The following is a 12,989-nucleotide window of genomic DNA, read 5'->3' as shown; positions in this document are numbered from 1 at the left end:
ATATTAGGGCGACTTCCGCGGCTGCGGAAGCCGCGCCGCATCCGAGCCATGCGCTGGATGCACGACCCCGCCGGCCCGCCCTTGATCTTTGCCGCCTTCCTATCCAATTAACCACAATCGGGCTTCGGCTTAATCTCGTGCTGCAATCCACATATCATGTTAGCGTGGTAGGCGAGACGGTTCGTGGCCGTTAATATGAGATTCGCGGTTGGCTAAAGGCGACCGCGAAAGAAAGGTAAGTCAATGGCCAAGATATCCCGGACTTCCGGCGACGGCGTCTTCGCAGTGCTCCCGCTGCGCGACATCGTGGTTTTCCCGCACATGATCGTCCCGCTCTTCGTTGGGCGCGAGAAGTCGATCAAGGCGCTGGAAGAGGTGATGGGCGCCGAAAAGCAGATCATGCTGGCGACGCAGATGAACGCCGCCGAGGACGATCCGGAGGCGGACGGCATCTACGACGTCGGCACGCTTGCCAATGTCCTGCAGTTGCTGAAACTGCCCGACGGCACCGTGAAGGTGCTGGTCGAGGGCACGGCGCGCGCCAGGATCGATTCCTTCACCGACCGCGAGGACTTCCATGAGGCCCGCGCGACGGTGCTGCACGAGCCGGAAGAGGAAGAGATCGAGGTCGAGGCGCTCGCCCGCTCGGTGGTTTCCGACTTCGAGAACTACGTCAAGCTGAACAAGAAGATCTCGCCCGAGGTGGTCGGCGCGGCCAGCCAGATCGACGACTATTCGAAGCTCGCCGATACCGTCGCCTCGCATCTCGCGATCAAGATTCCCGAGAAGCAGGAGATGCTCGGCACGCTCTCCGTCAAGGAGCGGCTCGAGAAGGCCATGGGCTTCATGGAGGCGGAAATCTCCGTTCTCCAGGTGGAGAAGCGCATCCGCTCGCGCGTCAAGCGCCAGATGGAGAAGACGCAGCGCGAGTACTACCTCAACGAGCAGATGAAGGCGATCCAGAAGGAGCTCGGCGAGGGCGAGGACGGCCGCGACGAGGCCGCCGAGATCGAGGCGCGCATCAAGAAGACCAAGCTCTCCAAGGAGGCTCGCGAGAAGGCGGAGGCCGAGCTGAAGAAGCTGAAGTCGATGTCGCCGATGTCGGCTGAATCGACCGTCGTGCGCAACTATCTCGACTGGCTGCTGTCGCTTCCGTGGAGCAAGAACTCCAAGGTCAAGCAGGACCTGAACTTCGCCCAGGAGGTGCTCGACACCGATCACTTCGGCCTCGACAAGGTCAAGGAGCGTATCGTCGAGTATCTAGCCGTCCAGAGCCGCCAGAAGAAGCTCAAGGGTCCGATCCTCTGCCTCGTCGGCCCTCCCGGCGTCGGCAAGACCTCGCTCGGCAAGTCGATCGCCAAGGCGACCGGCCGCGAGTTCGTGCGCATGGCGCTCGGCGGCGTGCGCGACGAGGCCGAGATCCGCGGTCACCGCCGCACCTATATCGGCTCGATGCCCGGCAAGGTCATCCAGTCGATGAAGAAGGCGAAGAAGTCCAACCCGCTCTTCCTGCTCGACGAGATCGACAAGATGGGCATGGACTTCCGCGGCGACCCGTCTTCGGCCCTGCTCGAGGTGCTCGACCCCGAGCAGAACTCGACCTTCATGGACCACTACCTCGAGGTTGAATACGACCTGTCGAGCGTGATGTTCGTGACGACGGCGAATACGCTGAACATCCCTGCGCCCCTCATGGACCGCATGGAGATCATCCGTATCGCCGGCTACACCGAGGACGAGAAGGTCGAGATCGCCAAGCGGCACCTGATGCCGAAGGTGGTTCGCGATCACGCGCTGCAGCCGAACGAGTTCTCGGTCAGCGACGCGGCGATCCGCACCATCATCCAGACCTACACGCGGGAAGCCGGCGTGCGCAGCCTCGAGCGCGAGCTGATGAAGCTCGGGCGCAAGGCCGTCACCGAGATCCTGAAGTCGAAGAAGAAGCGGGTCGACGTTACGCCGGAGAACCTCTCCGACTATCTCGGCGTCCAGCGTTTCCGCTTCGGTCAGGTCGAGGCTGACGATCAGGTCGGCGTGGTCACGGGGCTTGCCTGGACCGAGGTCGGCGGCGAGCTGCTGACGATCGAGGGCGTCATGATGCCCGGCAAGGGCCGCATGACGGTGACCGGCAACCTGAAGGACGTGATGAAGGAATCGATCTCTGCCGCGGCGTCCTACGTCCGCTCGCGGGCCATCGATTTCGGCGTGGAGCCACCGCTCTTCGACAAGCGCGACATCCACGTTCACGTGCCGGAAGGCGCGACGCCGAAGGACGGTCCGTCCGCAGGCGTGGCGATGGCCACCGCGATCGTTTCGGTGCTCACCGGCATTCCCGTGAAGGCGGATATCGCCATGACCGGCGAGATCACGCTGCGCGGCAGGGTGCTGCCGATCGGCGGCCTGAAGGAGAAGCTGCTTGCGGCTCTGCGCGGCGGCATCAAGAAGGTGCTGATCCCCGAGGACAACGCCAAGGACCTGGCGGATATCCCGGAAAACGTGAAGAGCGGGCTGGAGATCGTCCCGGTCTCCAGGGTCGGCGAGGTGCTGAAGCACGCATTGGTGCGGATGCCCGAGCCGATCGAATGGGTCGAGCCCGTGACGCCGCCGGCCACCGCCGTCGACGCGACGGAGGAGACCGGCAAGTCGCTGGCTCACTGAGCCGCTGGTCGTCTGCTGCGCTGCAGCACATGAAAGCCGGGCCTCGCGCCCGGCTTTTTTGTGAAAAAAGCCCGGATTTCCAAGGTTTTTATCGTTTTTACCGCTTGGTTGCGGAGCCGGTTCTTTCTAAAGTCCGTTTCCTGCCGGAGTGAGTCTTTCGTCCGGTTTCTCAGAGAAGGGAAATTCTATGAACAAGAACGAACTGGTGGCCGCCGTGGCTGAGGAGGCCGGCATCGAGAAGGGGAAGGCGCAGGCTGCGGTCGACGCGGTGTTCTCCGTAATCACCGGCGAGTTGAAGAAGGGCGGGGACGTGCGCCTGGTCGGCTTCGGCAACTTCTCGGTTTCCAAGCGCGCTGCCTCGACGGGCCGCAACCCGCAGACCGGCGCAGCGGTGAAGATTCCCGCTCGCACCGTGCCGAAATTCTCGGCCGGCAAGGGACTCAAAGACGCGGTCAACTGATCGATTGATCTATTGGGACACGGAAGAAGCCGGGCTAGAACCCGGCTTTTTTCTGTGTGCCACACTTCAAAGTGCGGTTCGCCCGGCTCGCGCCGGGCGCCGACGCTAACGCGATTCACGCCTGAGGCTGAGATAGGTCGGGTCGAATTCCGACATCTGCGCCAGCCGCTCGAAGTCGCGGATCTTCACCTTGCCGTCGCGCCATTCGACCAGTCCCGCGGCGCGCAGCTCCTGGAGCTTGCGGTTCACGTGAACGACGGAGAGCCCGAGCACGTCGCCGAGCTGGGCCTGGGTGACGGGGAACTCGAATATGAAATCCGACGCGGCGCCGGCGACTTCCAGGCGGACGTAGAGCTCGCAGATAAGATGGGCGAGATGCTGCTCAGCCGAACGGCGGCCGAGGCAGGTGATCCAGGTGCGCTGGATGGCGCCGTCTATGACGGTGGAGAGCCAGAACATGCGGGCGAGGTGCGGGCTCGTTTCGGTGACCACCCTGATCGCCTCGTGCGGGACGAAGGCGACCTTGCAGGGGCCGAGCGCCACCACGCTGTGGTCCATCACCTTCAGCAGCATCGAGTGCAGGTCGACGAAGTCGCCGGGCACATGGACCGCGGTGATCTGCCGCTCGCCCGACCGCAGCGACTGGCTGCGCGCGGCAAAGCCTGACGTCACGAGGCAGCTCTCTTTCAGTCGCGAGCCTTCCACCACGATATCCTCGCCCGCGGTGAAGACCGCTGGCCGCGAGGGAAGTTCGCTGATTGTCCTGATCTCGTCGTCGCTGAGACTGTCGCGCCGCTCGAGACTGCGCAGAAAGGCAGCCGTTTGAACCATGCGCAATCAACTGTCGGCGCGCGTTTATGTTCCACGCGTTGCAGGCAGACATGCGAATTCGAGGTGTTGCGGGGGGCGGCGCTCGACGTTCATGGAAGCGTCTCGGGCTGCCGCAATGACCCCACCCGGCTCGCTTTGCTCGCCGACCTCCCCTCAAGAGGGAGGTGTACGGCGCACCGCCCATTCGATTTCCATGGGAATCCGGGCTAGAATAGCAGCTTGGGTTCGTGGTAGGAGCCGCGATCCCCTATATTGGGAGCGAAAGGGAGCCGGCGCATGAAGACGCCGGCCGAAGATTCTGGATCGAGACAATGACGAAGTGGTCGCCGAATTCGTGGAGAGCAATGCCCGTTCAGCAGGTGCCGGCCTATCCGGACGCCGCCGCGCTGAAGGATGTCGAGGCTCGTCTCGCGACGTTTCCGCCGCTCGTTTTTGCAGGTGAGGCGCGCAAGCTGAAGAAGCAGCTTGCGACCGTCGCTGCCGGTGACGCATTCCTCCTTCAGGGCGGCGACTGCGCCGAGAGCTTCGCCGAGCACGGCGCCGACAACATCCGCGACTTCTTCCGCGTGTTCCTGCAGATGGCAGTTGTGCTGACTTTCGCCGGCGCGCAGCCGGTGGTGAAGGTCGGCCGCATCGCCGGCCAGTTCGCCAAGCCGCGCTCGTCCGACAACGAGACCAAGGATGGCCTGACGCTCCCCTCCTACCGGGGCGACATCATCAACGGCACCGAATTCGACGCCAAGGCGCGTATCCCCGACCCCGCCCGCCAGGAGATGGCGTACCGGCAGTCGGCAGCGACGCTCAACCTGCTGCGCGCCTTCGCGCAGGGCGGCTATGCGAGCCTCGAGAACGTGCACCGCTGGATGCTCGGCTTCGTCTCCGACAGCCCGCAGGGCGAGCGTTACGAGGCGCTGGCCAACCGCATCACCGAGACCATGGACTTCATGAAGGCGGTGGGTATCACCTCGGAGAGCAACTACTCGCTGCGCGAGACCGACTTCTACACCAGCCACGAGGCGCTGCTGCTCGGCTACGAGGAGGCGCTGACCCGCGTCGATTCGACTTCGGGCGACTGGTACGCAACGTCGGGCCACATGATCTGGATCGGCGACCGCACCCGCCAGCCCGACCATGCGCATGTCGAATACTGTCGCGGCATCAAGAACCCGCTCGGTCTGAAATGCGGCCCGTCGCTGACGCCGGACGGCCTCCTGCAGCTGATCGACCAGCTGAACCCGGAGAACGAACCCGGCCGGCTCACCCTGATTGCCCGCTTTGGCGCCGACAAGGTGGCCGAGCACCTGCCAAAGCTGGTGCGTGCGGTGAAGAAGGAAGGGCGCAGCGTCGTCTGGTCGTCGGACCCGATGCACGGCAACACGATCACGGCGGCAGGCTACAAGACGCGGCCGTTCGACCGCATCCTCAAGGAGGTTCAGACCTTCTTCGAGGTGCACCGCGCCGAGGGCACGCATCCGGGCGGCATCCACATCGAGATGACCGGCAAGAACGTGACCGAATGTACCGGCGGCGCCCGCGCCATCACGGCCGAGGATCTGCACGACCGCTACCACACGCATTGCGACCCGCGCCTCAACGCGGACCAAGCGATCGAGCTGGCTTTCCTGGTGTCGGAGCTTCTGAAGAAGAACACCGACCAGATGCACACGGTCGCTGCGGAGTAGCACCGCAAGCTTTGCAATGACAAAAGGCGCCGGTCTCCGGCGCCTTTTGTCTTTCCACGCTGCGGAGGGCGAGCGATCGACTATGGCGACGCGCGCTGGCCGCCGTTTCAGCCTCTTCTTTCCCAGCGCAAATCCGCAATACGGGGATCGCCGGCGAGGTCGGTGCGGCCAAAACCGACGCGCTGGCGCGGAAATTCGCAAAGCGCTTGCACGCCCGACGCCGAAAGCCGGATGCGCCAGGTCTGGCGGTCGACCGGCTTGGGTTTCGCGAAGGCGCGGCAGGTGAGCAACGCGACGTTGGCGCGTTTTTGAGGATCGCGCACCGACTGGTAGCGGATGGCGTGAAGCTCGGCCTCACGCGCCGTGTCGGCGAGCGCCTGGCATGCCTCGTAGTCCAAGAAATCGGTCCAGCGCGCGCTGTCCTTCGACAGAGGCGGTTTTGTCAGGTCGATTGCCTTGTCGGTGCGGACCGAGGCGGAAAACGCGGTGTATTCGGCCGCATCGCCGGGCCAGGGCGTGCCGGGCGAATCCGCGAAGAAGAGCAGCCGGTAGAAGGCCATCTCGGCCACGGCGGTGGCGATCTGCTCCGCCGCATAATAGACGCCGAGCGTCCGTCCGGCGCGGCGGAAGCGCGATCCCTGCGGATAGACGGAGCCGTAGCGGAAGGGCGTGGCCAGCAGATAGTCGAGATGGCGGCACTCCGGCGGGATCGCCGGCTTGGTCTCTTCGATCAGGTCCTCGAGCAGCGCCTGCTCGTCCAGCGTGTCGACAAGCTTCAGCGTGGAGACGCGGTGCTGGGCCTCGACCAGGCGCCAGACCTTGCCCTCCAGCCCGACCGCTTCAGACGAGAGCGCGGCGGCTGTCCAGGTAGGAGATGACATCGATCAGTCCGGCAATGGTGATGATCTTTTCCAGCGGGCGTGCATCGAGCGCCACGTTGGGGTTCTTTATCCACGCCCTGGCGACCGTCTCGTCGCCGCCGACAATCGCGTCCAGCGAGCGGAAAAGCCTGACGAACAGCACGCCGAGCTCGAAGGGTTTCGTGCCGCGTTCGAGGACAAAATCCTTGCGGCGCATGCGCGACACCGTCGCTTCCGACACGCCAAGAACGGCGGACAGCGACCTGGCGTTCACGCCGAGCTGGTCCGCGGCGCGGACGACCGCCTCGGTGAGCACGCCTGCTTCGGCTGCCGGCCGCAAGCCGGCCTTTGGCTCAAGCATTCGAATCTCCATTTCTGGAGAAAATATAGTACATGAAAGTTTATAAGGAAAGAGTGGCGGCGATATAGGCCGCCGTCGTGCTTCAGTCCTTCCTGTAGAGCATCCAGCTCTTGCCGGCCCGCTCCGACAGTGTCGAGAACCGCGTGACGCGGTTGCGGCCCGCCACCTTGGACCGGTAGAGCGCCCGGTCGCCCTTCGAGTAGAGGTCTTCGGGGCCTTCGGCCTCGGAGGCCATGCAGATGCCCATCGAGACGGTGACCGAGCCGTAGTGCAGGCCGGTCTGGCTGTTCACGAAGGGCGTCTGCTCGATCAGCAGGCGGATGCGGTCGGCGATCTCGAAAGTGGCGTCCTCGCTGGCGCCCTCGACGATCAGCGCGAATTCCTCGCCGCCGGTGCGGGCGACGAACATGTCCTGGCGGACCGAGGAGCGCAGTATGTCCGCGACGCTCTGCAGGATCTTGTCGCCGACGGGGTGGCCGAAACGGTCGTTGATCGCCTTGAAACGGTCGATGTCGGCAAGGATCAGCGCCTTGAACAGGACGCCGCGGTTGCTGTTGTAGATGCCGGCGATCTCGCGGTCGAAGGCGCGCCGGTTCCATATCTGGGTCAGCGGATCTGTGTTGGCGAGGCGCTTGTATTCCTCGAGCTTCGACTTCACGCTCTCCAGTTCGTTCGACTTGTCGGAGAGCGCGTTCACCACCTCCTTGCCGTGGTCGATGGTCGAGGTCGTCGCGACCGACATCACCTCGACGATCTTCTGCAGCACGTTCTTGCTGACGAGGCGGCCGTTGAGGCCTTCCGCCGTCTGGTCGAGCATGCGGCCGTATTTCTCGACATGGCTGCGCTCGTTGCGAATGATGGAGGCGATCTCCTCCAGTTCGTTGGCGAGGGTCTCGCGGGCATGCTCGACGATGCCGCTGGCATGGTTGCCGGCGAAATATTTGCGGCCGATGCGGTCGAGCTCATCCTGTGTCGGCCGCTTGCTCATCGAGACGATCTCAAGGCTGAGCTCCGGGTTGGAGCCCGACAGCGCCTCATAGAAAATCTCATAGTTGCGGGGCAGGGCGATCACCCCGAGCTGGCGCATCGTGAGGAGCACGGAATTCGCCAGATCCGGAGTCCGGTCCACCGCGGCGCTTGCAGGCTGCATCTCGACTCCATCTTGCATCACTACAACTCCGCCGCCATCACGGGTTGCGATGATGACGAACAAGCTGCCGGAACTCGGGAGCGCCAAGCGGAAAAGTGCGGCCATGCCGCGAAGATTTGCACGCCCCCGAGCAATCTCCGCGTCGGGCGACTATAGGGAAGGTCGAGCTAAGTTTTCCTTAATTTGAAACGGCTTGAGCGTGATGGCCCGGGCGAAGGCCAGCGCGGCGCCGGGTCCGGCCAACGCATGTCGGGCACAGATCGCGGCTGTCGCAAAATCTCCAGCACGGCCGCAAGAATTCTGCCAGAATTGCGAGAGTTCAGCAGGAGTAATGCATGACCACTTCGCACAAGGGATCGTGTCTTTGCGGCGCAGTGCGCTTCGCTGCTTCAGGAGCGCTGAGAGGCGTGGTCTATTGCCATTGCTCCCAATGCCGGAAGCAGACCGGCCACTATTATGCCGCAACCAATGTCGCCGATGACGACCTGGCGATCGAAGGTGCCGAAAAAATTACTTGGTACCGGGCTTCGCCCTACGCGAGGCGGGGGTTTTGCTCCGTCTGCGGCTCGGCGCTGTTCTGGAAGCACAACACGTCGGACGAGATTTCCGTGATGGCCGGCGCCTTCGAGCAGCCGAGCGGGCTGAAGGCCGAGGCGCATATCTTCGTCGCCGACAAGGGCGACTACTACGCCATCGCCGACGGCCTGCCGCAGTTCGAGCGCTCGACGCCTGATATCAAGGTGGCCGACGACTGAGCCCGGCACGCTGCGGCGGCTGGCGGCTCGCTGTCATATTCCGTTCCCATTTTCGCGATTCATGCTGTAAAGCGACGCTTTCCGTCCGTTTGAGGGGATTTCATGGAACGCCTGATCAAGGCCTGGCAGAATTCGGTTCGCGCCTTCCGCAGGCTCTCCACGTCGGAAAAGGCGTTCCAGCAGGAACTCGTGCTGCTCGCCGCTGCCATACCCGTCGCGTGGTTCCTGTCGACCTCCTGGCGCGGCTACTGGCTGCTCGTCGGCTCGATCCTGCTCCTGATCATGGTCGAAGTGCTGAACACCGGCATCGAGGCGGCCTGCGACGCCGTCTCGCGCGAATTCCACATCGACATCCAGCTCGCCAAGGATTGCGGCTCGCTCGCCGTGCTGATCTCGATCCTGATCGCCCTGATCGTCTGGGGCCTCGCGGTGGTCGAAACGATCTCGGGAATACCGTTTTAGTCCGGAAACTGCCCTAGCCGGGACTGGCTTTCACCAGCGTCGCCTCGATGCGGTCGAGCTGGGCGGCCAGCTTCGTCATGTCGTCGCGCAGCATCATGATCTGGCTGTGGCGCATCTCGTCGAGCTTCTCATGCAGCGCCATGATCTCGATCTCGGCCTTCAGATTGACCTCGTAGTCGTGCGAGGCGTCGAGCCGGTCGCGCTCCGCCTGGCGGTTCTGCGACATCATGATGATGGGCGCCTGGAGCGCGGCGACCATGGAGAGCAAAAGGTTGAGGAAAATGAACGGGTAGGGGTCGAAGTTCTCGCGCCCGAGCAGCCAGGCATTGCCGAAGGTCCACAGGGCCAGGAAAACGATCGCGCAGATGATGAAGCTCCAGGAGCCGCCGACACGGGCGATCGTGTCGGCGAGCCAATCGCCAAAACCCTCGCTGCGCGCGACCGCGATGTTCACGTCGCGCGAGATCGGCTTGCGTTCCACGGTGCTTTCGAGGACGCGGTTCTCCTGCTCGCTCAGCGCTTCCGGCTGGCGTTTCAGCCAGCGGCCGGCAAGTTCGGCAACGGTTTTCGCCATGGCTTCCTCCATGCTCGTCTCAGGCTTGGCAGTCCCGGCTCCTTATAGGAGTATGCCGGCCCGTCGGAAAAGCAGGAGCCGAGCGATGCCAAGCTTCAAGAAGATCAAGGAGCGCGCCGCCAAGCGCAAGGGCGGCGAGGCGGTGCTCGACAGGCTGCTCGGCTCCAAGCCCGACAATGCGGCGCTGGCCAAGGTCCCGGACGACCGTATTCTCTCCACCATGGCGGAGCGCATATTCTCGGCCGGGTTCGTCTGGCGGGTCATCCAGCAGAAATGGCCGGGCTTCGAGGAAGCCTTCCTTGGCTTCGAACCGAGGACGCTGCTCTTCCAGCCCGAGGATTTCTGGCACGAGCTGAGTTCGGACAAGCGTATCGTGCGCAACGGCCAGAAGATCATGTCGGTGCGCGAGAACGCCGCCTTCGTCGACCGCGTCTCGAAGGAGCACGGCAGTTTTGGCAAATTCCTGGCGGCGTGGCCGGCCGACGACCAGATCGGCCTGACCGCCTATCTCGGCAAGCATGGCAGCCGGCTCGGAGGCGCGACGGGGCAGTATCTGCTGCGCTGGCTCGGTTGGGACACCTACATCGTTTCACGGGACATGGCGGCTGCGCTGCGCGACGCCGGCCTCGACATCGCCGAGGCGCCGACCTCGAAGAAGGACCTGAAGAAGGTGCAGGACCAGATCAATGCGTGGGTGAAGGAGACCGGCCTGCCGCGGATGCACATCTCGCGCATCCTTTCGATGTCGATCGGCGAGAACAATCCGCCGGAGGTCCTGCAGGCCTATATGGGCGAATAGCGGCGGGGGTGGTCCAAGCGAAGCGGCGGCCATCGGCATTGCGGGCGGTTGAGCGCCGCGCTACATCGCTCGCCATGGCCAAGCAAACCGCTCCAGACGTGCTGCGCATCGCCGTCGCGCAACTCAACCCGATCGTCGGCGATGTCGCCGGCAATCTCGCCAAGGCGCGAGAGGCGAGGGCGGACGCCGCTCGCCAGGGCGCCGACCTCGTGCTGTTCACGGAGCTCTTCATCGCAGGTTATCCGCCTGAAGACCTCGTGCTCAGGCGTTCCTTCCTTTCCGCCTGCGAGCGGGCCGTGATCCGGTTCGCGGAAGACACGGCGGATGGCGGGCCGGGCGTCATCGTCGGCACGCCCCTCAAGCGGGCCAGCGGCGTGCACAATTCGATCATCGTCGCCGATGGCGGCAAGATCCTCGGCGAGCGCTTCAAGCTCGACCTGCCGAACTACGGCGAATTCGACGAGAAACGCGTCTTCCAGGCCGGTCCCTCGATGCCAGGGCCGGTGAATTTCCGTGGCGTGCGGCTCGGGATCCCTATCTGCGAGGACATATGGGGCGATCTCGGCGTCTGCGAGACGCTGGCCGAGAGCGGGGCGGAAATCCTGCTGGTGCCGAACGGCTCGCCCTATTATCGCGGCAAGGTCGACGTGCGCCATCAGGTGGCGATCCGCCAGGTGATCGAGAGCGGCCTGCCGCTGCTCTGGGCCAACCAGCTTGGCGGCCAGGACGAACTCGTCTTCGACGGTGCTTCCTTCGCGATCCAGGCCGACAAGTCGCTCGCCTTCCAGATGAGCCAGTTCGAGGAGGCGCTGGTCGTCACCGAGTGGAAGAGGAACGGCGACGGCTGGGTCTGCGTCGAAGGCCCGATGTCGCGCATCCCCGAGAAGGAGGAGGCCGACTATCGCGCCTGCATGCTCGGCCTGCGCGACTATGTGAACAAGAACGGCTTCAGGAACGTCGTGCTCGGCATGTCGGGCGGCATCGATTCCGCGATCTGCGCAGCGCTCGCGGTCGACGCGCTCGGCGAGGAGCGGCTGCGGGCCGTGATGATGCCCTACAAATACACATCGAAGGATTCGCTGAAGGACGCCGAGGACTGCGCCCGCGCGCTCGGCTGCCGCTACGACATCGTGCCGATCTTCGAGCCGGTCGAAGGCTTTTCGCATGCGCTGACGCAGCTTTTCGAGGGCACCGGGGAAGGCATCACCGAGGAAAACCTGCAGAGCCGCACGCGCGGCACCATCCTGATGGCGATCTCCAACAAGTTCGGCTCGATGGTGGTGACGACCGGCAACAAGTCGGAAATGTCGGTCGGCTACGCCACCCTCTACGGCGACATGAACGGCGGCTTCAATCCCATCAAGGACCTCTACAAGATGCAGGTCTATGCGCTGGCCGCCTGGCGCAACACGACCGTGCCGCCCGGAGCGCTCGGTCCCTCCGGCGAGGTCATCCCGAAGAACATCATCGACAAGGCGCCGTCGGCCGAGCTTCGCCCCGACCAGACCGACCAGGATTCGCTGCCGCCCTATCCTGTCCTCGACAATATCCTCGAGTGCCTGGTCGAGAACGAGATGGGCATCGACGAGATCGTCGAGCGCGGCCACGACCGCGCGACCGTGGCGCGTGTCGAGCACCTGCTCTACATCGCCGAATACAAAAGGCGGCAGGCGGCCCCCGGCGTGAAGATCACCAAGAAGAATTTCGGCCGCGACCGGCGCTATCCGATCACCAACCGGTTCCGCGACGGGCAGTAGCGCATCGCCGGCCGACCATGGAAATCTCGCACGATCTTGCGCGGCTCGACTTCCAGGCGACCTCCGACCTGCTGAAGGCGAGCTATTGGGGCGGCCAGCGGACGGACGCGGTGAACCGGCGTGCTTTCGAGAATTCGGTCTGCGCCATAGCGCTGATCGACGGACGGCAAGTCGGCTTCGCCCGCGCGTCGGGCGACCGCGCCGTGTTCGCGCGTATATCCGACGTGATCGTCTGGCCCGAGCATCGCGGCAAGGGCGTCGGCAAGGCGCTCATCGAGGCGCTGCTCGACCATCCCGAATTGAGGTTGGTGTCCGCCTGGATGCTCAACACCTCCGATGCGCACGGCCTTTACGCGCGCTTCGGGTTCAGGCCGACGACAGACGGCAACGAGATGCGGCTCGACCGGCCGGTGACAGCTGCCGACGGATCATAATTCGCGTTTTCGCTCTTGGCGGGACAGCCTCGTCTGGTTATAAGCGCCGCTCGCGTGACTCGAACAGGGAGGTCTGAATGCTGGAATTTGACGTCGCCTCCCTGACCGCCGGGAACTGATCCCGCACGGTTGAAAAGCGCCTTTGCGGCGCTTCCACATCGCGATCAAGCCTGTTTTCAGCGACATCGCGGACCTGCACAGCCTGA

13 protein-coding genes are annotated in these 12,989 nt (G+C 64.1%); 8 read left to right on the top strand and 5 right to left on the bottom strand.

The features are described from left to right. The first annotated feature begins 243 nt into the window (after positions 1 to 243). Positions 244 to 2,658, top strand: coding sequence for an endopeptidase La (gene lon / locus D8676_RS23465; protein WP_121583524.1), 2,415 nt, complete (start codon positions 244 to 246; stop codon positions 2,656 to 2,658). A 187-nt stretch (positions 2,659 to 2,845) separates the two neighbouring features. Next, the gene (locus tag D8676_RS23460; RefSeq protein WP_121583523.1) at positions 2,846 to 3,118 is read left to right on the top strand and encodes an HU family DNA-binding protein; all 273 of its coding nucleotides are present in this window, start codon (positions 2,846 to 2,848) and stop codon (positions 3,116 to 3,118) included. Positions 3,119 to 3,223: 105 nt separating this feature from the next. On the opposite strand, the gene D8676_RS23455 is transcribed toward D8676_RS23460, so the two are convergent. Further along, positions 3,224 to 3,949, bottom strand: coding sequence for a Crp/Fnr family transcriptional regulator (locus D8676_RS23455; protein WP_121583522.1), 726 nt, complete (start codon positions 3,947 to 3,949; stop codon positions 3,224 to 3,226). A 311-nt stretch (positions 3,950 to 4,260) separates the two neighbouring features. Between D8676_RS23455 and D8676_RS23450 the strand changes: the two genes are divergently transcribed. Next, positions 4,261 to 5,631, top strand: a complete 1,371-nt coding sequence (locus D8676_RS23450; protein ID WP_121583521.1) for a 3-deoxy-7-phosphoheptulonate synthase class II — start codon at positions 4,261 to 4,263, stop codon at positions 5,629 to 5,631. A 107-nt stretch (positions 5,632 to 5,738) separates the two neighbouring features. Here D8676_RS23450 and D8676_RS23445 read toward each other — a convergent pair whose 3' ends face one another. The 3 genes from D8676_RS23445 to D8676_RS23435 all read right to left on the bottom strand — a co-directional run bounded on the left by D8676_RS23445 (position 5,739) and on the right by D8676_RS23435 (position 8,020). Next, positions 5,739 to 6,512 carry an RES family NAD+ phosphorylase gene (locus tag D8676_RS23445; RefSeq protein ID WP_121583520.1) on the bottom strand — a complete coding sequence of 258 codons (774 nt, stop codon included), beginning with the start codon at positions 6,510 to 6,512 and terminating at the stop codon, positions 5,739 to 5,741. Then, a complete protein-coding gene (locus tag D8676_RS23440) occupies positions 6,472 to 6,852 on the bottom strand; it encodes an antitoxin Xre-like helix-turn-helix domain-containing protein (protein WP_121583519.1) in 381 nt (126 codons plus the stop codon). Before D8676_RS23440 ends, D8676_RS23445 begins: the two co-directional genes overlap by 41 nt. An 82-nt stretch (positions 6,853 to 6,934) precedes the next feature. Further along, positions 6,935 to 8,020, bottom strand: coding sequence for a GGDEF domain-containing protein (locus tag D8676_RS23435; RefSeq protein WP_245427104.1), 1,086 nt, complete (start codon positions 8,018 to 8,020; stop codon positions 6,935 to 6,937). 317 nt (positions 8,021 to 8,337) lie between these two features. Between D8676_RS23435 and D8676_RS23430 the strand changes: the two genes are divergently transcribed. Together D8676_RS23430 and D8676_RS23425 are read left to right on the top strand one after the other, a co-directional pair. Further along, positions 8,338 to 8,757: a GFA family protein gene (locus tag D8676_RS23430; protein ID WP_121583518.1), complete on the top strand. Its 420-nt coding sequence runs from the start codon at positions 8,338 to 8,340 to the stop codon at positions 8,755 to 8,757. A 102-nt stretch (positions 8,758 to 8,859) separates the two neighbouring features. Then, positions 8,860 to 9,219 carry a diacylglycerol kinase gene (locus D8676_RS23425; RefSeq protein WP_121583517.1) on the top strand — a complete coding sequence of 120 codons (360 nt, stop codon included), beginning with the start codon at positions 8,860 to 8,862 and terminating at the stop codon, positions 9,217 to 9,219. Positions 9,220 to 9,232: 13 nt separating this feature from the next. Here the strand turns inward: D8676_RS23425 and D8676_RS23420 are convergent, their stop codons facing one another. Continuing rightward, positions 9,233 to 9,793, bottom strand: coding sequence for a DUF1003 domain-containing protein (locus D8676_RS23420; RefSeq protein WP_121583516.1), 561 nt, complete (start codon positions 9,791 to 9,793; stop codon positions 9,233 to 9,235). 85 nt (positions 9,794 to 9,878) lie between these two features. Between D8676_RS23420 and D8676_RS23415 the strand changes: the two genes are divergently transcribed. The 3 genes from D8676_RS23415 to D8676_RS23405 all read left to right on the top strand — a co-directional run bounded on the left by D8676_RS23415 (position 9,879) and on the right by D8676_RS23405 (position 12,783). Next, a complete protein-coding gene (locus D8676_RS23415; protein ID WP_121583515.1) occupies positions 9,879 to 10,592 on the top strand; it encodes a DNA-3-methyladenine glycosylase I in 714 nt (237 codons plus the stop codon). 74 nt (positions 10,593 to 10,666) lie between these two features. Next, positions 10,667 to 12,349 (top strand): NAD+ synthase, encoded by a 1,683-nt coding sequence (locus tag D8676_RS23410; protein ID WP_121583514.1) that lies wholly within the window; start codon positions 10,667 to 10,669, stop codon positions 12,347 to 12,349. A 17-nt stretch (positions 12,350 to 12,366) separates the two neighbouring features. Next, the gene (locus D8676_RS23405) at positions 12,367 to 12,783 is read left to right on the top strand and encodes a GNAT family N-acetyltransferase (protein WP_121583513.1); all 417 of its coding nucleotides are present in this window, start codon (positions 12,367 to 12,369) and stop codon (positions 12,781 to 12,783) included. The last annotated feature ends 206 nt before the right edge of the window (positions 12,784 to 12,989 follow it).

This window comes from Mesorhizobium sp. YM1C-6-2 (genome assembly GCF_003666685.1).
In the GTDB taxonomy this organism is placed as follows: Bacteria; Pseudomonadota; Alphaproteobacteria; order Rhizobiales; family Rhizobiaceae; genus Mesorhizobium_K.
Note: the sequence above shows the minus strand (reverse complement) of the source record. Positions and strands in the feature narration are given on the sequence as shown.